General features: G+C 74.4%; 17 protein-coding genes. 14 read left to right on the top strand and 3 right to left on the bottom strand.

All coding sequences use genetic code 11. The features are described 5' to 3' along the window. Positions 1-52 precede the first annotated feature (52 nt). From ABTZ17_RS18485 to sucD, 5 genes are all read left to right on the top strand, one after another. Positions 53-1,159 (top strand): ATP-binding protein, encoded by a 1,107-nt coding sequence (locus tag ABTZ17_RS18485; protein WP_352196707.1) that lies wholly within the window; start codon positions 53-55, stop codon positions 1,157-1,159. After that, a complete protein-coding gene (locus tag ABTZ17_RS18480) occupies positions 1,156-3,501 on the top strand; it encodes a DUF5682 family protein (RefSeq protein ID WP_352196706.1) in 2,346 nt (781 codons plus the stop codon). The genes ABTZ17_RS18485 and ABTZ17_RS18480 overlap by 4 nt, the downstream gene beginning before the upstream one ends. Positions 3,502-3,606: 105 nt before the next feature. Beyond that, complete coding sequence (locus ABTZ17_RS18475; RefSeq protein WP_352196705.1) at positions 3,607-4,803, top strand: VWA domain-containing protein; 1,197 nt, start codon at positions 3,607-3,609, stop codon at positions 4,801-4,803. Between the two features lie 381 nt (positions 4,804-5,184). Continuing rightward, entirely contained in the window at positions 5,185-6,363 is a 1,179-nt protein-coding gene (gene sucC, locus ABTZ17_RS18470; RefSeq protein ID WP_352196704.1) for an ADP-forming succinate--CoA ligase subunit beta, read from the top strand. 23 nt (positions 6,364-6,386) lie between these two features. Next, a complete protein-coding gene (sucD, locus tag ABTZ17_RS18465; protein ID WP_352196703.1) occupies positions 6,387-7,271 on the top strand; it encodes a succinate--CoA ligase subunit alpha in 885 nt (294 codons plus the stop codon). A 174-nt stretch (positions 7,272-7,445) separates the two neighbouring features. Here the strand turns inward: sucD and ABTZ17_RS18460 are convergent, their stop codons facing one another. Further along, positions 7,446-9,173, bottom strand: coding sequence for a helix-turn-helix domain-containing protein (locus tag ABTZ17_RS18460; RefSeq protein WP_352196702.1), 1,728 nt, complete (start codon positions 9,171-9,173; stop codon positions 7,446-7,448). 116 nt (positions 9,174-9,289) lie between these two features. On the opposite strand from ABTZ17_RS18460, the gene ABTZ17_RS18455 reads away from it, so the two are divergent. Beyond that, positions 9,290-11,122 (top strand): cell division protein PerM, encoded by a 1,833-nt coding sequence (locus tag ABTZ17_RS18455; RefSeq protein ID WP_352196701.1) that lies wholly within the window; start codon positions 9,290-9,292, stop codon positions 11,120-11,122. Positions 11,123-11,417: 295 nt separating this feature from the next. Here ABTZ17_RS18455 and ABTZ17_RS18450 read toward each other — a convergent pair whose 3' ends face one another. Further along, positions 11,418-11,951: a hypothetical protein gene (locus ABTZ17_RS18450; RefSeq protein WP_352196700.1), complete on the bottom strand. Its 534-nt coding sequence runs from the start codon at positions 11,949-11,951 to the stop codon at positions 11,418-11,420. Between the two features lie 270 nt (positions 11,952-12,221). Between ABTZ17_RS18450 and purN the strand changes: the two genes are divergently transcribed. Together purN and purH are read left to right on the top strand one after the other, a co-directional pair. Continuing rightward, entirely contained in the window at positions 12,222-12,854 is a 633-nt protein-coding gene (gene purN / locus ABTZ17_RS18445) for a phosphoribosylglycinamide formyltransferase (RefSeq protein ID WP_352196699.1), read from the top strand. Next, on the top strand, positions 12,851-14,416 hold the full coding sequence (gene purH, locus ABTZ17_RS18440; protein WP_352196698.1) for a bifunctional phosphoribosylaminoimidazolecarboxamide formyltransferase/IMP cyclohydrolase: 1,566 nt from the start codon (positions 12,851-12,853) through the stop codon (positions 14,414-14,416). The genes purN and purH overlap by 4 nt, the downstream gene beginning before the upstream one ends. A gap of 142 nt (positions 14,417-14,558) precedes the next feature. Here the strand turns inward: purH and ABTZ17_RS18435 are convergent, their stop codons facing one another. Then, the gene (locus ABTZ17_RS18435) at positions 14,559-15,293 is read right to left on the bottom strand and encodes an RDD family protein (RefSeq protein WP_352196697.1); all 735 of its coding nucleotides are present in this window, start codon (positions 15,291-15,293) and stop codon (positions 14,559-14,561) included. 231 nt (positions 15,294-15,524) lie between these two features. On the opposite strand from ABTZ17_RS18435, the gene ABTZ17_RS18430 reads away from it, so the two are divergent. From ABTZ17_RS18430 to ABTZ17_RS18405, 6 genes are all read left to right on the top strand, one after another. Continuing rightward, positions 15,525-16,424, top strand: coding sequence for a bifunctional methylenetetrahydrofolate dehydrogenase/methenyltetrahydrofolate cyclohydrolase (locus ABTZ17_RS18430; protein WP_352196696.1), 900 nt, complete (start codon positions 15,525-15,527; stop codon positions 16,422-16,424). Next, positions 16,414-17,091, top strand: coding sequence for a DUF3017 domain-containing protein (locus tag ABTZ17_RS18425; protein ID WP_352196695.1), 678 nt, complete (start codon positions 16,414-16,416; stop codon positions 17,089-17,091). The genes ABTZ17_RS18430 and ABTZ17_RS18425 overlap by 11 nt, the downstream gene beginning before the upstream one ends. Positions 17,092-17,353: 262 nt before the next feature. Continuing rightward, positions 17,354-18,343 (top strand): malate dehydrogenase, encoded by a 990-nt coding sequence (locus tag ABTZ17_RS18420; RefSeq protein WP_352196694.1) that lies wholly within the window; start codon positions 17,354-17,356, stop codon positions 18,341-18,343. 161 nt (positions 18,344-18,504) lie between these two features. Further along, positions 18,505-20,319, top strand: coding sequence for an AbeC-like domain-containing protein (locus ABTZ17_RS18415; protein ID WP_352196693.1), 1,815 nt, complete (start codon positions 18,505-18,507; stop codon positions 20,317-20,319). Next, complete coding sequence (locus ABTZ17_RS18410) at positions 20,303-20,725, top strand: hypothetical protein (RefSeq protein WP_352196692.1); 423 nt, start codon at positions 20,303-20,305, stop codon at positions 20,723-20,725. Before ABTZ17_RS18415 ends, ABTZ17_RS18410 begins: the two co-directional genes overlap by 17 nt. Positions 20,726-20,728: 3 nt before the next feature. Next, positions 20,729-22,171, top strand: a complete 1,443-nt coding sequence (locus ABTZ17_RS18405; protein WP_352196691.1) for a serine/threonine kinase C-terminal domain-containing protein — start codon at positions 20,729-20,731, stop codon at positions 22,169-22,171. Positions 22,172-22,216 lie beyond the last annotated feature (45 nt).

Genomic DNA, 22,216 nt, shown 5'->3' with positions numbered 1-22,216 from the left:
AACGCATCCGAGGACTCCGAGGAAATTCGGACGAGCACCTGGAGGGGGAGCCATGACCACGACCGGAACCGGCACGGAGACAGAGGCGCTGCGCCCGCATGCGGAGGACGCCTTCGCCGAGGAGCTGAAGGCTCTCGCCGCCGCGGACGACCGGCCCCGCCCGGCCCGCTGGAAGCTGTCGCCCTGGGCCGTCGCCACCTATCTCCTCGGCGGCACCCTGGCCGACGGCACCGTCATCACGCCCAAGTACGTCGGACCCCGCCGCATCGTCGAGGTCGCCGTCACCACCCTGGCCACCGACCGCGCCCTGCTGCTGCTCGGCGTCCCCGGCACCGCCAAGACCTGGGTCTCCGAACACCTGGCGGCGGCCGTCAGCGGGGACTCCACCCTGCTCGTCCAGGGCACCGCGGGCACCCCCGAGGAGGCCATCCGGTACGGCTGGAACTACGCCCGCCTGCTGGCCGAGGGCCCCAGCCGCGAGGCGCTGGTCCCCAGCCCCGTCATGCGGGCCATGTCCGAGGGTATGACCGCCCGGGTCGAGGAGCTCACCCGCATCCCGGCCGACGTTCAGGACACCCTGATCACCATCCTGTCGGAGAAGACCCTGCCCGTGCCCGAACTGGGCCAAGAGGTGCAGGCCGTCCGCGGGTTCAACCTGATCGCCACCGCCAACGACCGTGACCGCGGGGTCAACGACCTCTCCAGCGCGCTCCGCCGCCGCTTCAACACGGTGGTCCTGCCGCTGCCCGAGAGCGCCGACGCCGAAGTCGACATCGTGGCCCGGCGCGTGGACCAGATGGGCCGCGCCCTGGACCTGCCCCCCGCCCCCGAGGGACTGGAGGAGATCCGCCGCGTCGTCACCGTCTTCCGCGAACTCCGCGACGGCATCACCACCGACGGTCGCACCAAGGTCAAATCCCCCAGCGGGACCCTGTCCACCGCCGAGGCCATCTCCGTGGTCACCAACGGCCTCGCCCTGGCCGCCCACTTCGGGGACGGCGTCCTGCGCCCCTCCGACGTGGCGGCGGGCATCCTCGGCGCCGTCGTCCGCGATCCCGCGGCCGACCGGGTGGTCTGGCAGGAGTACCTGGAGGCCGTGGTCCGCGAGCGCGAGGGCTGGAAGGACTTCTACCGGGCCTGCCGGGAGGTCACGGCATGAGCGGCCCCCTGCTGCTGGGGGTGCGACACCACGGCCCCGGCTCGGCCCGTGCGCTGCGGGCCGCCCTGGACGCGGCCCGGCCCCGGGCGGTGCTCGTCGAGGGCCCGCCCGAGGCGGACCCGCTGCTGCCGCTGGCCGCCGACCCGGACATGCGGCCCCCGGTCGCCCTGCTCGTCCACGCCGCGGACGATCCGTCCCGGGCCGCGTTCTGGCCCTTCGCCGAGTTCTCCCCGGAGTGGGTGGCGGTCCGTTGGGCGCTCGCCGAGGGGGTGCCCGTCCGCTTCATCGACCTGCCCGCCGCCCACAGCCTGGCGGCCGGGGCCGAGGAGGACCCGGCGGAAGGCCCCGTCGACGCCGATGCCGATGCCGACGCGACGCCGGAGGCCGGTGACGGGGCGGAGTCGGCGGGGCGGCCCTCCGAGGAGGACCCGGACCTGCGCCTGGACCCGCTGGCCGCCCTCGCCCGGGCCGCCGGCCACGAGGACCCGGAGCGCTGGTGGGAGGACGCCGTCGAGCACCGCGGGAACGGCGGCGACCCGCTCGCCGCCTTCGCGGCGGTGGCCGAGGCCATGACCGTGCTCCGGGAACGGCACGGCGACGGCGGCCGTCCGCGCGACCTGGTCCGCGAGGCCCACATGAGGCAGCGGATCCGGGCCGCCCGCCGCGAGTTCGGCGAGGACCTGGCCGTGGTGTGCGGGGCCTGGCACGTGCCCGCGCTCGCCGCCCGGACCACCGTGGCCGCCGACCGCGCCCAGCTCGCCGGACTGCCCCGGACCAAGGTGCAGACCGCCTGGGTGCCCTGGACGCACCGCAGGCTGGCCCGTGCCGGCGGCTACGGCGCGGGCATCACCTCCCCCGGCTGGTACCGGCACCTCTTCACGGCCGCCGACCGGCCGGTGGAGCGCTGGCTGACCAAGGTGGCGGTCCTGCTGCGGGAGGAGGAGGTCCCGATCTCCTCGGCCCACGTCATCGAGGCCGTACGTCTCGCCGACGCCCTCGCCGCCATGCGCGGCAGGCCCCTGCCCGGGCTGACGGAGACCATGGACGCGGTCCGCTCCGTGATGTGCGAGGGCTCGGAGGTCCCGCTGGCGCTGGTCGCGGACCGCCTGGTGGTGGGGGACGAGCTGGGGGAGGTGCCGGAGGGCGCCCCGGTCGTGCCGCTCCAGCGGGACCTGACCCGACTCCAGCGGACCCTGCGCCTCAAACCGGCCGCGGCCGAACGCGAACTGGAACTGGACCTCCGCAAGGACACCGACTCCGCGCGGAGCCTGCTCCTGCACCGGCTGCGGATCCTCGGCATCCACTGGGGCGAGCCGACGGCCTCCCGGGGCGGCACCGGCACCTTCCGGGAGACCTGGCGGCTGTGCTGGGAACCGGAGTTGTCGGTTCGGGTCGCGGAGGCCGCGGTCTGGGGCACCACCGTGCTCACCGCCGCGACCGCCCGTGCCGAGTCCGACGCCCTGGCCGCTCGTCAGCTCGGCGAGGTCACCGCGATCGCCGAGGACTGCCTGCTCGCCGGGGTCTCCGAGGCCCTGCCGGTGGTCATGCGGGTGCTCGCGGAGCGGGCGGCCCTCGGCACCGACGTGGGGCAGTTGGCCAAGGCCCTGCCGGCCCTGGCCCGCGCCCTGCGCTACGGGGACGTACGGGGCACCGACACGGCGGCGCTCGCGGAGGTGGCGGCCGGGCTCGCGGAGCGGATCTGCGTGGCCCTCCCGCCCGCCTGCACGGGTCTGGACGCGGAGGGCGCGGCCGAGCTGCGCGGGCACGTGGACGCCGTGCACGGGGCCGTGGGGCTCCTGGAGCGGGAAGGGCTGCGGGAGCGCTGGACGGCCGTGCTGCGCTCGCTGGCCGGGCGGGAGCCCGTGCCGGGGGTGATCCGGGGCCGGGCCACCCGGCTGCTGCTCGACGAGGGCGCGGTGGACGCGGTGGAGACGGGGCGGCTGATGGGTCTGGCCCTGTCCCGTGCGGCGGCGCCCACGGACGCCGCGGCCTGGATCGAGGGCTTCTTCGGCGGTGGGGGCGGCACCCTGCTCGTCCACGACGAACGGTTGCTGGCGCTGATCGACGGCTGGCTGACGTCCGTGCCCGCCGAGGCGTTCACGGACGTACTGCCCCTGCTGCGGCGGACGTTCGGGGCTTACGAGCCGGGGGTGCGGCGCACCTTGGGGGAGTTGGTGCGGCGCGGCCCGAGCGGCCGGGCCCCGGCCCTGACCGGGGCGGCCGTACCGGGCTTCGCCCCGGAGCTCGACCCGGTCCGGGCGGAGGCGGTGGTACCGCTCGTGCACCTCCTCCTCACGGCGGCGGGCGCGACGGCGGGCACGGCGGTGGGGGCGGGGGACTGAGGGGCGCACGGGCACGGCGCGACACGGTCACGGCGCACGCGCGGGACAGGGTGCGCGCGACGGACACGACGAACACGACGGACAGGGAAGGGCGGAGGGACGGCGATGGCGGGGACGGCGGACACGACGGCGGGGGAGGCCCGTCCGGGCGGGGCGGCGGAGGGCGCGGCGGAGCGGCTGCGGCGCTGGCGGCTGGTGCTGGGCGGCGAGGGCGGGGACGGCACGGGCCACGAGCCGACGGGGCGGGACGCCGCCATGGACGCCGCGCTGACCGCCCTCTACGGCTCGGGGCGGAGCGGGGGCCGGCGGCGCTCGGGGGAGCGGTCGGCGGGGCTCGGCGCGTCCGCGCCCTCGGTGGCCCGCTGGCTGGGGGACATCCGCACGTACTTCCCGAGCTCCGTGGTGCAGGTGATGCAGCGGGACGCCATCGACCGGCTGGGGCTGTCCTCGCTGCTGCTGGAGCCGGAGATGCTGGAGGCGGTGGAGCCCGACGTGCACCTGGTGGGCACGCTGCTCTCCCTCAACAAGGCGATGCCGGAGACCACCCGGGAGACCGCCCGGGCCGTGGTCCGCAGGGTGGTGGAGCGCCTGGAGAAGCAGCTCGCGTCCCGGACCCGCGCCACGCTCAACGGCGCCCTGGACCGTTCCGCGCGCGTCAGTCGGCCCCGGCACCGGGACATCGACTGGGACCGCACCGTCCGCGCCAACCTGAAGAACTACCTGCCCGAGTACGGCACGGTCGTGCCGGAGCGGCTGATCGGGTACGGGCGTGCGGCGCGGTCGGTGAAGAAGGACGTGGTGCTCTGCATCGACCAGTCCGGCTCGATGGCGGCGTCGGTGGTGTACGCCTCGGTGTTCGGGGCGGTGCTGGCCTCCATGCGGTCCATCGCCACCCGTCTGGTCGTCTTCGACACGGCGGTGGTGGACCTCACGGACGAGCTGGACGATCCGGTGGACGTGCTCTTCGGCACCCAGTTGGGCGGCGGCACCGACATCAACCGCGCGCTGGCCTACTGCCAGTCGAAGATCACCCGTCCCGCCGACACGGTGGTCGTCCTCATCAGCGACCTCTACGAGGGCGGCATCCGTGACGAGATGCTGAAGCGGGTCGCGGCGATGAAGGCGTCCGGGGTGCAGTTCGTGGCCCTGCTGGCGCTGTCCGACGAGGGCGCCCCGGCTTACGACCGGGAGCACGCGGCCGCCCTGGCCGCGCTGGGCGCCCCGGCCTTCGCCTGCACCCCCGACCTGTTCCCCGAGGTGATGGCGGCGGCGATCGAGAAGCGCCCGCTGCCGGTGCCCTGACGAGGGAGGGGACGAGGGGGGGAGGGGGTGGGGAGGACGCGGGGAGGGGGTGGGGAGAGGGCGCGGAGGGGGCCGGACGGGCGGCTCTCCCGGCGGGTCGGAGGAGCCTCCGGGAGGGCGTTCGTACACCCGTCCGGGTTGGTCTGATCCCACGAACTCGCAGCTCACTGGTGAGGCGATCTGTGAGGGGAATCACCGCCGTGGTGTGAGCTGGAATTTAGGGACCTACGTCCTGCGGGGATAACCTGCCGGACGGACATGCCGCGTCCACGGTCACCGTGTGCGCCTCCCCAGTGACAGCGCCGTCACGTTGCCCTCCGCGGCACGCCCACGCAGACAACCGCGAACACTGCGAATCTTTAAGACAAGGGACGGACGCGCGTGGACCTGTTCGAGTACCAGGCGAGGGACCTCTTCGCCAAGCACGGTGTACCGGTGCTGGCCGGTGAAGTCATCGACACGCCTGAGGCGGCTCGCGAGGCCACCGAGCGGCTGGGCGGCAAGTCGGTCGTCAAGGCGCAGGTGAAGGTCGGCGGCCGCGGCAAGGCCGGCGGCGTGAAGCTGGCCGCCACCCCGGACGAGGCCGTCGCCCGCGCGACGGACATCCTGGGCATGGACATCAAGGGCCACACGGTCCACAAGGTGATGATCGCGGAGACCGCTCCGGAGATCGCCGAGGAGTACTACGTCTCCTACCTGCTGGACCGCACCAACCGCACCTTCCTGGCCATGGCCTCGGTCGCGGGTGGCATGGACATCGAGCAGGTCGCCGAGGAGACCCCGGAGAAGCTCGCCAAGGTCCCGGTCAACGCCAACGAGGGCGTCACGCTGGAGAAGGCCCGCGAGATCGTCGCGCTGGCGAAGTTCCCGGCCGAGGTCGCCGAGCAGGTCGCCGAGGTCCTCGTGACCCTGTGGGAGACCTTCATCGCCGAGGACGCCCTCCTCGTCGAGGTCAACCCGCTGGCCAAGGTCGCCGACGGTCGCGTCATCGCCCTCGACGGCAAGGTCTCGCTGGACGAGAACGCCGAGTTCCGGCAGCCGGGTCACGAGGAGTTCGTGGACCACGCCGCCGCGAACCCGCTCGAGGCCGCCGCCAAGGAGAAGGGCCTCAACTACGTCAAGCTCGACGGCGAGGTCGGCATCATCGGCAACGGCGCGGGTCTCGTCATGAGCACCCTGGACGTCGTCGCGTACGCCGGTGAGAACCACGGTGGCGTCAAGCCCGCGAACTTCCTCGACATCGGTGGCGGCGCCTCCGCCGAGGTCATGGCCAACGGCCTGGAGATCATCCTGGGCGACCCGGACGTCAAGTCCGTGTTCGTCAACGTCTTCGGCGGCATCACCGCCTGTGACGAGGTCGCCAACGGCATCGTCCAGGCCCTCGCCCTGCTGGAGAAGAAGGGCGAGAAGGTCGAGAAGCCGCTCGTCGTCCGTCTCGACGGCAACAACGCGGAGCTGGGTCGCAAGATCCTGTCGGACGCCAACCACCCGCTGGTGCAGCGCGTGGACACCATGGACGGCGCGGCCGACAAGGCCGCCGAGCTCGCGGCTGCGAAGTAAAGGGACGAGGTCACAGACTCACCATGGCTATCTTCCTCAACAAGGACAGCAAGGTCATCGTCCAGGGCATGACCGGTGCCACGGGCATGAAGCACACCAAGCTGATGCTGGCTGACGGCACCGACATCGTCGGTGGCGTGAACCCGCGCAAGGCCGGCACCTCCGTCGACTTCGACGGCACCGAGGTCCCGGTCTTCGGCTCGGTCGCCGAGGCGATGGAGAAGACGGGCGCCAACGTCTCCGTCCTCTTCGTGCCGCCGGCCTTCGCCAAGGCCGCCGTCGTCGAGGCCATCGACGCCGAGATCCCGCTGGCCGTCGTCATCACCGAGGGCATCGCGGTGCACGACTCCGCCGCCTTCTGGGCGTACGCGACCGCCAAGGGCAACAAGACCCGGATCATCGGCCCGAACTGCCCCGGCCTGATCACCCCGGGCGCGTCCAACGCGGGCATCATCCCGGGCGACATCACCAAGCCCGGCAAGATCGGTCTCGTGTCGAAGTCCGGCACGCTGACCTACCAGATGATGTACGAGCTGCGTGACATCGGCTTCACCTCCGCCGTCGGCATCGGTGGCGACCCGGTCATCGGCACCACGCACATCGACGCCCTGGAGGCCTTCGAGGCCGACCCGGAGACCGAGCTGATCGTCATGATCGGTGAGATCGGCGGCGACGCCGAGGAGCGTGCGGCCGACTTCATCAAGGCCAACGTCACCAAGCCGGTGGTCGGTTACGTCGCGGGCTTCACCGCCCCCGAGGGCAAGACCATGGGTCACGCGGGCGCCATCGTCTCCGGTTCCTCCGGTACCGCGCAGGCGAAGAAGGAGGCCCTGGAGGCCGCCGGTGTCAAGGTCGGCAAGACCCCGACCGAGACCGCGAAGCTGGCGCGCGAGATCCTCGGCGCCTGAGCTCCGCCGCCGCACCCGGGCCGCCGCGCGGCTCCGGACGGCACCTGAACACGGCCGCGGGCCCGTCTCCCTGGGGAGGCGGGCCCGCGGCCGTTCCGTTCCCGGTCGACCGTTCCGTTCCGTTCCGTTCCCGGTCGGCCGGTCGGCCGGTCGGCCGGTCAGCCGGTCGGTCCGTCAGCCGGACTGCGGCACGAGGCGTTCCGGTCCCGGGGCCGGGGCCGAGCGGAGCTGCTGCTGGAGCCGCAGGTCCGCGTCGGTGAGCCGCTGCGGACCGGGGTGCGGCGGGATCCCGGAGACCGAGGAACCGGGGTGCTGGGGCGGCTCGTAGTGGTCCGGGGCCGTCACCACGGTGTAGGCCGTGGCCACCGCGATCGCGGCGGTCAGGCCCACGGCGGCCCGGATCCAGAACCGGGCCCGGTGCTCGGCGCCGGCCCGGACGGCGGCCGCGGGGCGCGGCTCCATCCGGACGGCCGGGGTGAGGGCCGCCATCCGTTCGCGGAGCAGTGAGGACCGGGCCGCGGCCCGGTCGGCCCGGTTCCCGGGGCCGCGGCGGGCGGCGGCCTCCTCGGCGGCGACGGCCAGCTCCGGCAGCCTGCGCCCGAGTTCGGCGTGCGCGGACAGCAGGCGGCGGCCCGCGACGGGGGTGGTGGCCTCGGTCTCGGCGGCGGTCTCGGGGAGGTCGAGGCCGACACCGTCGTAGAGCAGGACGGTGCGTCGGTACCGGGGCGGCAGCGAGGTCAGCGCGGCCAACAGGGCCCGGTCCCGGGGGTCGACGGGTCCCTTCTCCTCCGGGGCGGACCGCCGGAAGCTGTGCCAGGGGGACAGGGCGTACTCGTAGGCCGCGGCCCGGACCCAGCCCACCGGGTCGCGGTCGGCGGCGACTTCGGGCCAGTGCTGCCAGGCCTGGTGGAAGGCGCGCTCCACGGATTCCACGGCGAGCTTGTGACGGCCGGTCAGCAGGTAGGTCTGCCGCACGAGGGAGCCCGAGGTGTAGGCGTAGAGCGCGTCGAAGGCCTGGGCGGGGGTGATGCCGGGGACGGATTCGGTGGCTCCGGCGACGTCGGTGTCTTCGGTGGCGCCGGTGGCACCGGTGGCTTCGGAGCACTCGCGGCCGCCGGCGGGTTCGGAGGTCGGGGCGTGTTCGGGGGGCGCGGGGGGCGCCGCCTCCGTGTCGGCGGTCGGCGTTGCCGTTGCCGTCACCGCTTCCGTCGCCGCGGCGGCTGACGGGGAGGTGGCCGTGGTCGCGGTGCGGCGGACGGCGGTGCGGGCCGGGGCGGGTGAGGCGTCCTGGCCGGCGGGGCGGCCTCCGCTGTGGGCGGTGACGGAGCTCCGCTCGTGCTGGGGCTCGCCGCGGAGCGGGGGCTTGGCGGCCCGCTTCGCGGCCGGGCGGGGCCGGGTGCCGGCGGCGGAGGCCACGGGCTTGAGGGGGGCGAGCGGGGCGATGGGCCGGCGCGGTGTGCCGGACGCGGGCCCGGGACGGCCGGGCTCCGCGGCCGAGGGGGCGTCAGGATCCTTGCCGGGGGCGGTGGTCCCGGGTGCCGCGGATGCCGTGGGACGCTGCGGCCGTGCGGGATCCTCGGCGGGTGCGTCGTGCCGGTGGTCGGGTCCGTGGGGTTCGTCGCGCCCTTCGGGATCGTCGCGCTCTTCGCGCTCTTCGCGCTCTTCGCGCTCTTCGGGTTCCTCGTGTTCGGCTCGGAGGCGTTCCAGCAGCTTGTGGTACGCCTCGCGTTTGCGGCCGCGGGGCTCCGACTTGCCGTTCTCCCAGGAACGTACCGTCGAGGCCGTCACGCCGACCGCGGTCGCGACGTCGTCGTGGCCGAGGTCGCCGGCCTCGCGCAGTCTGCGCCGCTCCTTGGGAGTGGGCAGGACGAGGTCGGACGCGGTGGGGACGCTCTGAGTCATGCCGGCCCTCCTGTGGCACAGCCCTGGGCAAAAAAGTACATAAACGTATATTGGGCGACACAACGATCATTCGCCTGTTACGCGGCCTCAGCGCGTGTCGTTGGGACCATGGCCGGGTGACCCATGTGACCGAACGCGGGCCGTCCTCGACGACGATTCAGCGGTCCGGACGCCGCCGCACCCCCGCTGCCGCGGCCTGTGTGCTGGGCGGCGCCGTCGCCGCGGGGCTGGGGCTCGGCTCCCTGGCCGTACTCGTGATGGTGCTGTGGATCAGCTCGCCCTATCCGGACAGCGGTCCGGGGGGCGCGCTGCACGTGGCGGCCGGCCTCTGGCTGCTCGCCCACGGCACCGAGCTGATCAGGTACGACACCCTCTCCGGGGTGCCCGCCCCGGTGGGCGTCACCCCATTGCTGCTGGTGGGGTTGCCCGTGCTGCTGTTGCGGCGGGCGGCCCGGCTGGCCGTGTACGAGGACGAGGCCGAGGAGGGCGAGGGGCTGTCCCCGGGTGCCGTCTGCTCGGCGGTCCTCTGCGGGTACCTGCTCGTCGGGACCGCCGCCACCGTGTACGCGGCGGGCGGCCCGATGCCGGCGGACCCCCTCAGTGCGGCCTGGCACCTGCCCGCCGTCGCCCTCGCCGCCACGGCCGCCGGGGTCTGGGCGGCCCGGGGCCGTCCGTACGGCCCCCTGCCCGCCTGGGTGCCGAGGGGCGTGCGACGTGCCTTCGCGCGCCCCCGGTACGCGCGGGCGGTCCGGGCCGGCGCGGCCGGGACGCTGGTCCTGCTCGGCGGTGGCGCGCTGCTCGTCGGCGCCTCCCTGGTCTGGCACGGGATGGCCGCCCAACAGTCCTTCCTCCAACTGACGGGGGTGTGGTCCGGGCGGTTCGCAGTCCTGCTGCTGGCTCTGGCGCTGCTGCCGAACGCCGTGGTCTGGGGTGCGGCGTACGGGCTAGGGCCCGGGTTCGCCCTCGGCGGTTCCGCGATGGCCACCCCCCTGGCCTTCGCCGGGCAGCCGGCGCTGCCCCGGTTCCCGCTGTTGGCGGCGCTGCCGCCGGAGGGGCCCGGCTCCCCGGTGACCTGGGCCGTCGTGGCCGTACCGGTGCTGGCCGGAGCGGTACTCGGGCGGTTCGTGGTGGACGGGGCCGGCGGCGTGGACGGGGCCGATGGGACGGACGGGACGGACGGGCGCGGGACGCCCGGGGTGGAGGTCCGGTTCCGGGAGACCGCCCTCACGGCGGTGTACGGGGCCCTGGTCTGCGGTCTGCTGACCGCCGGGCTGGCCGCGGCCGCGGGCGGGGCCCTGGGCTCCCGGGAGCTGGCCCGCTTCGGGCCGGTCTGGTGGACGACGGGGGCCGCCGCCCTGGCCTGGACGCTGATCGTGTCCGTCCCGGTCGCCCTGGTCGTCCAGGCGTGGCGCGGCCGCGGCGCGACCAGGCCGCCGCTGGCGCCGGAGGACGCGCCCGGGATCGGGAACTGGCACGACAGCGGGGTACGGGAGCTGCGGTGGGAGACGCTGCGGAAGTCCTCGGGGACGCTTTTCCCGGAGTTCCGGGGGGTGGGGTCCGGGGCCGGTTCGGGGGCCGAGCGCAGGGGCTCGGGGCTCGGGGTCGGCCCGGTCGGGGCCGGTGCGGAGCCCGTTCCCGTTCCCGTTCCCGTGCCGGTGCCGGTGCCCGTGGTCGAGGAGCCGGTGGTGGTGCCGGAGGTGACGATCGGGGTCGGGTCCCGGGACCCGGCGGTGTCGCCCGTGGAGACGGGCGGAACGGATCCGGCGGGGGCAGGGGAGGGGGCGGGGCCGGAGCCCGTGGTGGTGCCGGTTGTCGCCGGGGCCGGGGCCGGGGCCGGGGCCGGGGCCGAGGTCGGGGCCGGTGGGGCGGCGTCGGAGCCGGTGCCGGGGCTGGGCGGTGAGATCACGGGGGCCCGGATCCTGTACCGCAGGCCGAAGCGGGAGGGGTAGGGCGGAGTGCCGGTGGGGGGTGGACCGCTGCGCGGAGCCTTCCCCCACCCCGCCCCTTCCCGAAACCGGGGGCTCAGCACCGGCCCCCCCGGACCCGCACGGAGCTGCGCCCCGGACCCGCACGGAGCTGCGCCCCGGACCCGCACGGAGCTGCGCCCCGGACCCGCACGGAGCTGCGCCCCGGACCCGCAGCACCCCCCAGAGCCCCGAGGGGCCCGCCCCGCGCCCCGCGTCGGTCAGGGGGTCGGAGGCCGGGCCCCCGGGGCTCGGTCGTGGCGGGGGGCCGGGTGGGGGGTCAGGGTTGGACGCCGAGGACGTTGCGGAGGGGCTTCGGGAGGAGGTCGTTGCACTGCTGCTCGGAGGTCCGGGTCAGGGCGTCGTCGCGGCAGGTGTAGAAGTCGCGGTAGACGAGCTGCGTGGTGTACGTGCCCGCGGTGAGGAGGAGGGCGAGGGAGGCGGTGACGATGCCGCCGATCGCTGCGGTCCGCTGGGGGCGGGACTCGGCGGCCGGGATCTTCGCGCGGATGGCGCTGATGCCCCAGTACAGGGCGAGGGCGCCGAGCAGCAGGCTCATCTCCGGGATGCCGAACATCGAGAAGAAGACGCCCCACATGCCCGCGAGGAGCGCGTAGCGGGCCCGGCGCTGGGCCGGGTCGGTGGGGTCCCAGCGGGAGGCGCCGGGGCCGCCGGGGCCCTGTCCGGGGCCGCCGCGGTCGGAGCGGGGGTCCCGGTCCGCGCCCTCGCGCGGCTGCCAGGGCTGGTCGGGCCGGTCCTCCGGGGGAGCCGCGAACGGGTTGTCGTCTGTGGGGGACTGGCGTGGGTCCGACATCGGGTGCTTTCTTCCCCTGGCTCGAGTGGCGGATCGCGGCGGCCCCGCCCGGGGGCGCCCCTGTACGCCAGACGCTACCGTCCGGCCATCCCCCCGTCCCCCGGGGGCCGTCCGGTGTGCCGGTATCGTTGCAGGCGGTCGGCCGCTTCGTAGGGTCCCCCGTATCGGGGGTGCTCTCGTTTTTGTGCGACCACACAAAGCCGCAGGGTGGCGTCGTCAGGCGGCACCGCAACGGCAACAACGCAACGCACCCGCGAGAAAGGGCCTCTCATGGCCGCCTCCCGCCTGGTCGTGCTGGTCTCCGGTTCCGGCACCAACCTCCAGGCCCTGCTCGATGCCATCGCCGCCCACCCGGAAGGGGCCGAGGGCTTCGGCGCCGAGGTCGTGGCCGTCGGCGCCGACCGCGCCGGGATCGCCGGGCTGGAGCGGGCCGAACGGGCCGGGATCCCCACCTTCGTCTGCGCGGTGAAGGAGCACCCCACCCGCGAGGCGTGGGACGCGGCCCTGGCCGAGCGGACCGCCGCCTTCGAGCCCGACCTGGTCGTGTCGGCGGGCTTCATGAAGATCGTGGGCAAGGAGTTCCTCGCCCGGTTCGGCGGCCGCTTCGTCAACACCCATCCCGCCCTGCTGCCCGCCTTCCCCGGCGCGCACGGCGTGCGGGACGCCCTGGCCTACGGGGCGAAGGTCACCGGCTGCACCGTCCACTTCGTGGACGACGGCGTGGACACCGGTCCGATCATCGCCCAGGGTGTGGTCGAGATCAGGGAAGAGGCCACTCCGGAGGGCGAGGCCGCTCTTCACGAGCGCATCAAGGAAGTCGAGCGCACCCTGCTCGTCGACGTCGTGGGGCGCCTGGCCCGGCACGGCTACCGCATCGAGGGACGAAAGGTAACGATCCAGTGACCGCCGAAGGTACGAAGCGGCCCATCCGCCGCGCGCTTGTCAGCGTCTACGACAAGACGGGGCTGGAGGAGCTGGCCCGCGGGCTGCACGAGGCGGGCGTCACGCTGGTCTCCACCGGTTCCACCGCATCGAAGATCGCCGCGGCCGGGGTGCCCGTCACCAAGGTCGAGGAGCTCACCGGCTTCCCCGAGTGCCTGGACGGCCGGGTCAAGACCCTGCACCCCCGCGTGCACGCCGGCATCCTCGCCGACCTCCGCCTGGAGGACCACCGCAACCAGCTCGCCGAGCTGGGCGTGGAGCCCTTCGACCTGGTGGTCGTGAACCTGTACCCGTTCCGGGAGACGGTGGCCTCCGGCGCCACCCCCGACGAGTGCGTGGAGCAGATCGACATCGGCGGCCCCTCGATGGTCCGCGCCGCCGCCAAGAACCACCCCTCCGTGGCCGTGGTCACCAGCCCCGAGCGCTACGCGGACGTCCTCGCGGCCGTGCGGGACGGCGGCTTCGGCCTGACCGCCCGCAAGCGCCTGGCCGCCGAGGCGTTCCAGCACACCGCCGCCTACGACGTGGCCGTGGCCTCCTGGTTCACCAACGCGTACGCCCCGGAGGAGGGCGCGGTCCTGCCCGAGTTCCTCGCCGGCGCCTGGGAGCGCAAGGCGAGCCTGCGGTACGGGGAGAACCCGCACCAGGGCGCCGCCCTCTACACCGACGGGCAGCCGGGCGGCCTCGCCAACGCCGAGCAGCTGCACGGCAAGGAGATGTCCTTCAACAACTACGTGGACACGGAGGCGGCCCGTCGCGCCGCCTACGACCACGAGGGGCCCTGCGTCGCGATCATCAAGCACGCCAACCCGTGCGGGATCGCGGTCGGCGCCGACGTGGCCGAGGCGCACCGCAAGGCGCACGCCTGCGACCCGCTGTCCGCGTTCGGCGGGGTCATCGCCGTGAACCGGCCGGTGACCGTGGAGCTGGCCGAGCAGGTCGCGGAGATCTTCACCGAGGTCATCGCCGCCCCCGGCTACGAGGACGGGGCCCTGGAGGTCCTCGCCCGCAAGAAGAACATCCGCGTCCTGAAGGTGGACGGCCACCCGCACCAGCCGGGCGACCTGAAGCCGATCAGCGGCGGGGTGCTGCTCCAGCACAGCGACGTCTTCCAGGCCGAGGGCGACGACCCGGCGAACTGGACCCTCGCCACCGGCGAGGCCCTCTCCGGCGACGAGCTGGCCGAGCTGGCCTTCGCCTGGCGCGCCTGCCGGGCCGTCAAGTCCAACGCGATCCTGCTCGCGAAGGACGGCGCCTCCGTGGGCGTCGGCATGGGCCAGGTCAACCGCGTGGACTCGGCGAAGCTGGCCGTGGAGCGGGCGGGCGAGGAGCGGGCCCGCGGCTCGTACGCCGCCTCCGACGCCTTCTTCCCCTTCCCTGACGGGCTGGAGATCCTGACCGCCGCCGGCATCAAGGCCGTCGTGCAGCCGGGCGGCTCGGTCCGCGACGAGCAGGTCGTGGAGGCCGCGAAGGCCGCCGGGGTCACGATGTACTTCACCGGGACGCGGCACTTCTTCCACTGAGTCCGCCCCGCACAGGCCGAAGGCCGTATCCCCGGAGGGATACGGCCTTCGGCCTTGCGCGTCGGGGCGAGCGGCGGACGGGCTGCGTCCGCCGCGGTCGCCCGACGGTCACCTCTCGGCGACCGTCACTTCCCGACGACGGTCACTTCTTGACGACGAGGGTGCCCGCGGCGCGGTCGTGCCAGCCCTGGAGCTTGCCCGAGTTGTCGAAGAAGGGGGAGAGGTAGACCAGCAGCTGGCCGATGCCGCAGACGATCGCGCCGACCATGGGGATGATCCAGCGGATGAAGCCGCCGCCGATGCCGGGGACCTGACCGGTGTTCTCCTTGACGACCTTCAGGCCGAGCGCCATCTTGCCGACGGTCGCGCCCACGAACGCGATCATCAGCCATTCGTAGAGCAGGGTGGCCAGGAAGAAGATCAGCAGGGCGCCGAAGAACGCGGCGATGATGCCGCCCGCGGCCTCCGCGGAGTCGTTGACGCAGGTCTCGTACGCCGAGGACAGCGGGTCCATGCCGGTGCAGTCGTCGAGGGTCTTCGAGGCGCCGAAGATCCCCGCGAAGCCGATCGCGCTGAAGATGAAGTACAGGACGGAGATGACGATGCCGTCGATCACGCGGGCGCCGAAGCGGCGTCCCATCGTGGCCACCTGGACGGTGCCGAGGCCCGCCACGTTGATGTAGCCGTTGTTGGCCTGGAGGGTGCCGGGAGCCTGCGGGGGCACACCGCCGTAGGGCTGCTGCTGGGCGGGGTAGCCGTACGCACCCTGCTGCGGGACGCCCTGCGGGGCCTGCTGCGGGTAGCCGTAACCGGGCTGTCCCTGCTGGGGCTGCTGCGGCTGCTGGCCGTACGGATTGTTGGGATCGCCGAAGCTCATGTGTGGAGTTCCTCCGATGGGACTGCGGGGACGCGCGGCCCGTGTGGAGGTACTAAACGAACTGAGCGGTCCGCCCCCCGGCACTGCCCGCGGTACTACTTCTGGCCATCGTGGTCGGATCCCGCCCGCCTTGTCCAGTCGGTTGCGGGCCCGTTGTGCAAGTGCAACCTGGGTCCCCGTCGCGCGACTCCGAAGTGGAACCGGGAGCCCTCCATCCGGGAGGATGGGGGCATGACCGCCCAGATTCTCGACGGCAAGGCCACGGCAGCCGCCGTCAAGTCCGAACTGACCGCCCGCGTCGCCGCCCTCAGGGAACGGGGCGTCACCCCTGGCCTGGGAACGCTCCTGGTCGGCGACGACCCGGGCAGCCGCTGGTACGTCAACGGCAAGCACCGGGACTGCGCCGAGGTGGGGATCGCCTCGATCCAGCGCGAACTCCCCGCCACGGCGACGCAGGAAGACATCGAAGCGGTCGTACGTGAACTCAACGCGAACCCGGAGTGCACGGGCTACATCGTGCAACTGCCGCTCCCCAAGGGCATCGACACCAACCGCGTGCTGGAGCTGATGGACCCGCTCAAGGACGCGGACGGCCTGCACCCGATGTCCCTGGGCCGGTTGGTCCTCAACGAGCCCGGCCCGCTGCCCTGCACCCCGTACGGGATCGTGGAGCTGCTGCGGCACCACGGGGTCGCCATCGAGGGCGCGCACGTGGTCGTGGTCGGACGGGGCATCACCGTGGGCCGCTCCATCGGCCTGCTCCTCACCCGCAAATCGGAGAACGCCACCGTGACGCTCTGCCACACCGGCACCCGCGACCTGTCCGCGCAGCTGCGGCAGGCGGACATCGTGGTGGCGGCGGCCGGGGTGCCGCACCTGGTCAAGCCCGAGGACGTGAAGCCGGGGGCCGCCGTCCTCGACGTCGGCGTCAGCCGTGACGGCGAGGGCCGGATCGTCGGCGACGTGCACCCGGGTGTGGCCGAGGTGGCCGGCTGGATCTCCCCGAACCCCGGCGGAGTCGGTCCGATGACGCGGGCCCAGCTGCTGGTCAACGTGGTCGAGGCGGCCGAACGGATCGTGGCGGAGCGGGCGGAGGGCGACAGCGCCGCCGGTGACCACCGTGCCGGCTGAACGCGAAGGGGGCGCCGTCCTCGGCGGGGCCCCCGAGGAACGCGGTCCGAAGACCGCTCCGGAGGCCGTCCCGGAAGCCGGGCCCGCGACGGGCGAGGAAGCCGGACCGGAACCCGAGGCCGCCCCGGAAGCCGCCGACGGCACTGACGGTACGCACGGCACGCCCGTCACTACTTCCGGCGCCGAACGCACCGAAGGCACCGAGCGCGCCGAAGGCACCGACCCGGACCCGCTGCGCCCCGGTCACCGCGCCACCCCGGCGGCCGACGCCGGAACGCCCCCGCGGCGGGCCTCGCGCCGTTTCCCCTCCATCACCCGGGACACCGCCCGCCCCGAGGGGGGCGGCCGGGCCGCGCCCGGGGACGCCCCGGCGCCCGCGCGCCAGTGGCCGATGCTCGTCGTCCTCGGCGCCACCGCCGCCGGGCTGCTGGTGACCGCCTTCGACCAGGCCCGGATCGGCTGCCTCATCATCGGCGCGGCCCTGATCGCCGCCTCCGTGATGCGGCGGGTGCTGCCCTCGGTCGGCATGCTCGCGGTGCGGTCCCGGTTCACGGACATGGTCACGTACGGGCTGCTCGGGGTGGCCATCACCCTGCTGTCCCTGATCGTCGAGCCGCGACTGGACCTGCCGTTCCTGGAGGACGCGGTCCGTTTCGCCGTCCGCTGATCCCCGGAGGGCGGGCCTCCGCACCGCCGGAAGCCCGGCCGTCGGGGCCCCGGACCCCTCGATCCACGGCCCGGAACGCCCCGCGGCCTTCGAACCTCCGACCCCGTGTGCGGCGTACCACACGGGGTCGGGGGTCGGGGGCACCGCGGGTCGGATAGCCTGACCGCGGATGTCTCTTCACGTCAAGATTCACAGGGAAGCGGCGTCCCCCAGCACAGGGGGCAGGGACCGCCCCACCGCCAGCTGTCTAACGGAGAAGGCCATGACCCGCACTCCCGTGAATGTCACCGTCACCGGCGCCGCCGGCCAGATCGGCTACGCGCTGCTCTTCCGCATCGCCTCCGGTCACCTGCTCGGCGCGGACGTGCCGGTCAACCTGCGCCTCCTGGAGATCCCGCAGGGTCTGAAGGCCGCCGAGGGCACCGCCATGGAGCTCGACGACTGCGCGTTCCCGCTGCTCCGCGGCATCGAGATCACCGACGACGCCAACAAGGCCTTCGACGGTGCGAACGTCGCCCTCCTCGTGGGCGCCCGCCCCCGCACCAAGGGCATGGAGCGCGGCGACCTGCTCTCCGCCAACGGCGGCATCTTCAAGCCGCAGGGCAAGGCCATCAACGACAACGCCGCGGACGACATCAAGGTCCTCGTCGTCGGCAACCCGGCCAACACCAACGCCCTCATCGCCCAGGCCGCCGCGCCGGACGTCCCGGCCGAGCGCTTCACCGCGATGACCCGCCTGGACCACAACCGCGCGATCTCGCAGCTGGCCGCCCGCACCGGTGCCGCCGTCTCCGACATCAAGCGCCTGACCATCTGGGGCAACCACTCGGCGACCCAGTACCCGGACATCTTCCACGCGGAGATCGCCGGCAAGAACGCCGCCGAGGTCGTCAACGACGAGCAGTGGCTGGCCGACACCTTCATCCCGACCGTCGCCAAGCGCGGCGCGGCGATCATCGAGGCCCGTGGCGCCTCCTCCGCGGCCTCCGCCGCGAACGCCGCCATCGACCACGTGCACACCTGGGTCAACGGCACCGCCGACGGCGACTGGACCTCGATGGGCATCCCGTCGGACGGTTCCTACGGCGTTCCCGAGGGCCTCATCTCCTCCTTCCCGGTGGTCTGCAAGAACGGCTCGTACGAGATCGTCCAGGGCCTGGACATCAACGAGTTCTCCCGGACGCGCATCGACGCCTCCGTGGCGGAGCTCGCCGAGGAGCGCGACGCGGTCCGCGAGCTCGGCCTGATCTGAGGCCCCGCGGCCCCCTGATCATCCGGACCGGAACCGGTCCGACCACCGGCCGGTGTCCCCGTGGCACCGGCCGGACCCGGGAACGCCCCGGCCGAACCGGCCGGGGCGTTTTGGCGTGAACGGCACTGTCGGCGGTCCCGGCCGGCCCCTAAGGTGCCCCGGTGACACAGACTGCCGTACCCGCCCAGCCGCCCGGCGGCCGGAGCGATCCCCAACTGCTCGGAAAACCCCCGGTGCCCCCGTCCGCCAGCGAGGCGGGCCGCCTCCTGTGCGCCGGCACCTACCTCGACGGGACCTTCCGCGACCAGGTCATCGACGAGCTGTACGTCCACGAGGAGCGCCTGACGGCTCCCTCGTACGGGTACGACGCGGCCCGCGTCCTCGCCCACGCGCTCCGCGCCCGCCGCGCCGAACTCCTCTGGGCCGCCGCCGTGATCGGCGCCTGGTTCTTCGCGGCGCTCGTCACCGACGGGCTGTTCCTGCTGCTCCTCGGCCCCTGCCTGCTGCTGAGCCTCTCCGGATGGCTGACCGGGCTGGCCCGACGGTCCCCCCGCTGGGTGCGGCTGCCGGTCTTCCTGGTGCGCCTGTACGCCCGGCTGAGCCTGTTGTTCGTCCTGGCCATGCTGGTGGCCGCGGGCTTCTTCGCCGAGGGGCCGGACCCGTACTCCTCCGACGGCGGCTCCGTCCTGGACGGCCTCTACGGCGACTCGTACGGCTCCTCCTACGGTTCCGGGCCCGATGTGGGGGACCTCCTCGGGGACCTCCTCCTGCCCGATCTCGACGCCCTGACCAAGGGCTCGGCCTGGGCCGTGCTGGCCCTCTTCCTGGGCGTCTCCGTCCTCAAGGGCCTCCAGCGCGGCCAGTTCGCGCGGGTGCTCGCCGCCGAACTCGCCCCGCAGCGCTACCCGGACCTGGCCGGGGACCCCGCCGAGCAGGCCGCCGGGGCCCGGTTCGCCCGCGTCCGCGGCCGGATCCGCGCCGAGCAGCACTGGCCGCTGGTCATGTACGAGGCCACGGAGCCGTTCCGAGGCGCCGGCCTCTCCTACCGCCCGTGGAACCTCTCCGTGGAGCTGCGCCCGCGCACCGGCCTGGAGGAGGGCCGGAAGCCCGTGGCCGTGGACAACGCGCAGATCCTGCGCGAGGTGGTGCCCCTGCTGGAACGGCTGCGGGTGCCCTCCCCGCACGGTTCCCCGCGGGCCGCCGCGGCCGTGCAGGACCGGCTCCGGGAACTGGTCGTCGACGAGTGCGTCTTCCTGCCCGCCCGCGGGCTGCCGGACCGCGACCGGGGCCCCTTCGGCCTGGAGGACATCGCCCGGCACCGCGCCGAGTCCGTGGAGGAGGGCGACGAGCGCCGCCGCCACTTCCTGCGGATCAGGGTCGGCGGCTGGGACGAGGAGATCGTGGTCACCGTCTTCGTGCGGGTCCACACCCAGGGCGGCATGCTGATGCTGGAGGTGGCCCCGCACGTGCTGCCGCCGGTCCGCCGGCTCTTCCAGGACGCCGACGAACTGGCCCACCGCTTCCGCCACAACAACCCGGTGGGCAAGGCCGTCTGGGCCCTGGCCCACACCCCCGGGGCGCTGGGCTCGGCCTTCGCCACCCTCGCGCGCGGGGCGGTCAGCAGCTGGCGGATCCTCGTCGAGGGCAACGGCGGGGCCCGACCCGACGGCCCCGCCCTGTCCGTGCGGGAACTGGGCGCCGACGCCGAAGCGTCCCTGTTCCAGATCATGGACGTGGACCGGTACCTCAAGACCATCGAGGACCGCGTCCAGAGCGGGGTCAAGACGGCCCTGCACCGGGCGGGTTGGCAGACCGGGGACTTCGAGCAGAAGATCGTCAACCTGGGCGCGGGGGCCACCTACGTGGGTTCCCTGAACAACAGCGCCGTCAACTTCGGCCAGGGCGGCAGCGCCCGGAACGTGAACAACCAGCAGGGCGTACCGACGGACGGGGGAGCCGGTGGCGGCGGGAGATGAGGACGGCATGGGCGGGGACGGCACCGGGGCCGGTCAGGGTGGCGGGCAGGTGTTCCACGTCGGGGGGATCTCCGGCGGCGCCGTGAACTTCGGCGCGGGCGGCTCCGCGCACAACGTGAACAACTACGGCACGGCCGGTCCGGCGCCCGATCCGGCGCAGGCCGAACTGCTGCTGGCTGTACGGGAACTGCGCCGTGACCTGGAGCGCCTGACCCGGCGCCCGGAGACCGAGGCGCTGGACGCGGAACTGGCCGAGACGGCCGCGGAGATCGAGCGGTCCGGCGCGACCGCGCCGGGGCGGCTGGACCGATTGCGGGAGGCCCTGACCACGGCGGGCCCGGTGGTGGAGTTCCTGGCCTCCGGCGGTGCGGTCGCGGCGGCCGTCGCCACCCTGCTGGGGGGCTGAGCGGTGTCCGGAGGCGGCGGAGCGCCGTGGTGGAACCCGCAGACGCGCAGCTGGGACACCGGGCCCCGGGACGAACCCGCGGACCCGGTGGAGCCGGCCGCCGATCCGGTGACCCCGCTGCCGGACGGTCCCGGCGACACGGTGCTCTCCCCGCAGGCCCCGTACGACCCGCCCCCGTACGACCTGCCGCAGGCGGCCGCCCCCGGTGAAGGGCACGGCGAGGGGGCCGGGGACGGTCACGCGCTCGCGAAGGGCCGGGAGGCGGCTCAGGACGGCGCTCACGCGGGCGTGGACAAGGGCGTCGAGGAGGACGCGGCCGGGCCCGGTGATGCGGACGGCCCGTCCGGGCCCGGGGCCGCGTCCGGCCCCCCGCCGCTGCCGCCGCGCCCGCCGGGCTTCGAACCGGCCGTGCCGGTGACCGGCGCGGCCTGGCCGCCCGCGGACCCGAGGGGGCCCGCCGGGGAGTCCGGCGCCGCCCCCGTCCTGCCGTACGGCCCGCCGCCGGGCTTCGAACCGGTCGAACCGGCCGGGGCGGACGCTGCGGACGCGGCCGGGTCCGGGGCCTACGGGCCCCCTGAGGCGTACCCGCCCTACGGGCCGCCGCCGTACGGACCGTCGCTCGGCGGAGCGGCCGGAGGCCCCGTCGTCGGCGGCTCCCCCGAGGTGCCGTACGGGCCGCCGCCGGGCTACCGGGACCCCGGACACGACGCCCCCGGCCGGCCCTCCGGCGGCGGGCGGTCCCCGGGCGGTGCCGTCCGCCGCTGGGTGACCCCGCTGACGGCGGCGGTGGCCGTGGCGGCCCTGGCCGCGGGCGGCGGGGTCGTGTGGTTCCTCCAGCGCGACGACGACCGCCCCACCCGGCTGGAGGCCCCCGTGGACCCCAGCCGGAGCGGTGACGACACCGGTGCCCCGGCGCCCCCGGCCCCGACCGGCGACCCCTCCGCCCCGCCGTCCGAGGAGGGCTCGCCCTCGCCCTCCGGCCGTGCGGAACTCCCCACCGGATTCCGGACCGTCCGCGACGAGGAGGGCTTCGACCTCGCCGTGCCCGAGGGCTGGGCGCGGACGAAGGAGCCCCAGGGGGTGTTCTTCCGCTCCGCGGACGGGGAGTCCCTGCTCCAGGTGTTCCGGGTGGACGAGGCGGACATGAGCCCGCTCGAAGCCGTCCGCGGGGCCTCCACGGGCCTGGCCGCCCAGCCCGCCTACCGCGAGGTCTCCGTCACGGAGCTGCCCGCGGAGCCGGGCGACTCCGGAGCGCCCGCGGCCGAGCTGGTGTACGAGTACGACAGCAAGGACACCGGCACCCGGCGCCGCGGCGTGGAACGGGTCTTCCTCGCCCCCAGCGGCCGCAAGTACGCGGTGTTGGTGCGGGCCCCCGCCGAGGAATGGCCGCGCCAGCACGAGACCCTGAAGACGGCCGTGGCCCACTTCTGGGAGACCACCGGCTGACACGCCCGCGGCCAGCCCCGTGCACTGCGCGCTCCCCGCGTGTGC

Source organism: Streptomyces sp. NPDC097619 (assembly GCF_040302735.1).
Lineage (GTDB): Bacteria > Actinomycetota > Actinomycetes > Streptomycetales > Streptomycetaceae > Streptomyces.
This window is presented reverse-complemented; position numbering and strand designations above follow the sequence as displayed.

Excerpts from the sequence above, each read along its gene's own strand:
- ABTZ17_RS18475 (WP_352196705.1), top strand. The coding sequence starts at position 3,607 with ATGGCGGGGACGGCGGACACGACGGCGGGGGAGGCCCGTCCGGGCGGG.
- ABTZ17_RS18480 (WP_352196706.1), top strand. The coding sequence starts at position 1,156 with ATGAGCGGCCCCCTGCTGCTGGGGGTGCGACACCACGGCCCCGGCTCG.
- ABTZ17_RS18450 (WP_352196700.1), bottom strand. The coding sequence starts at position 11,951 with ATGTCGGACCCACGCCAGTCCCCCACAGACGACAACCCGTTCGCGGCT.
- ABTZ17_RS18460 (WP_352196702.1), bottom strand. The coding sequence starts at position 9,173 with ATGACTCAGAGCGTCCCCACCGCGTCCGACCTCGTCCTGCCCACTCCC.
- ABTZ17_RS18435 (WP_352196697.1), bottom strand. The coding sequence starts at position 15,293 with ATGAGCTTCGGCGATCCCAACAATCCGTACGGCCAGCAGCCGCAGCAG.
- ABTZ17_RS18420 (WP_352196694.1), top strand. The coding sequence starts at position 17,354 with ATGACCCGCACTCCCGTGAATGTCACCGTCACCGGCGCCGCCGGCCAG.
- purN (WP_352196699.1), top strand. The coding sequence starts at position 12,222 with ATGGCCGCCTCCCGCCTGGTCGTGCTGGTCTCCGGTTCCGGCACCAAC.
- sucD (WP_352196703.1), top strand. The coding sequence starts at position 6,387 with ATGGCTATCTTCCTCAACAAGGACAGCAAGGTCATCGTCCAGGGCATG.
- ABTZ17_RS18430 (WP_352196696.1), top strand. The coding sequence starts at position 15,525 with ATGACCGCCCAGATTCTCGACGGCAAGGCCACGGCAGCCGCCGTCAAG.
- ABTZ17_RS18485 (WP_352196707.1), top strand. The coding sequence starts at position 53 with ATGACCACGACCGGAACCGGCACGGAGACAGAGGCGCTGCGCCCGCAT.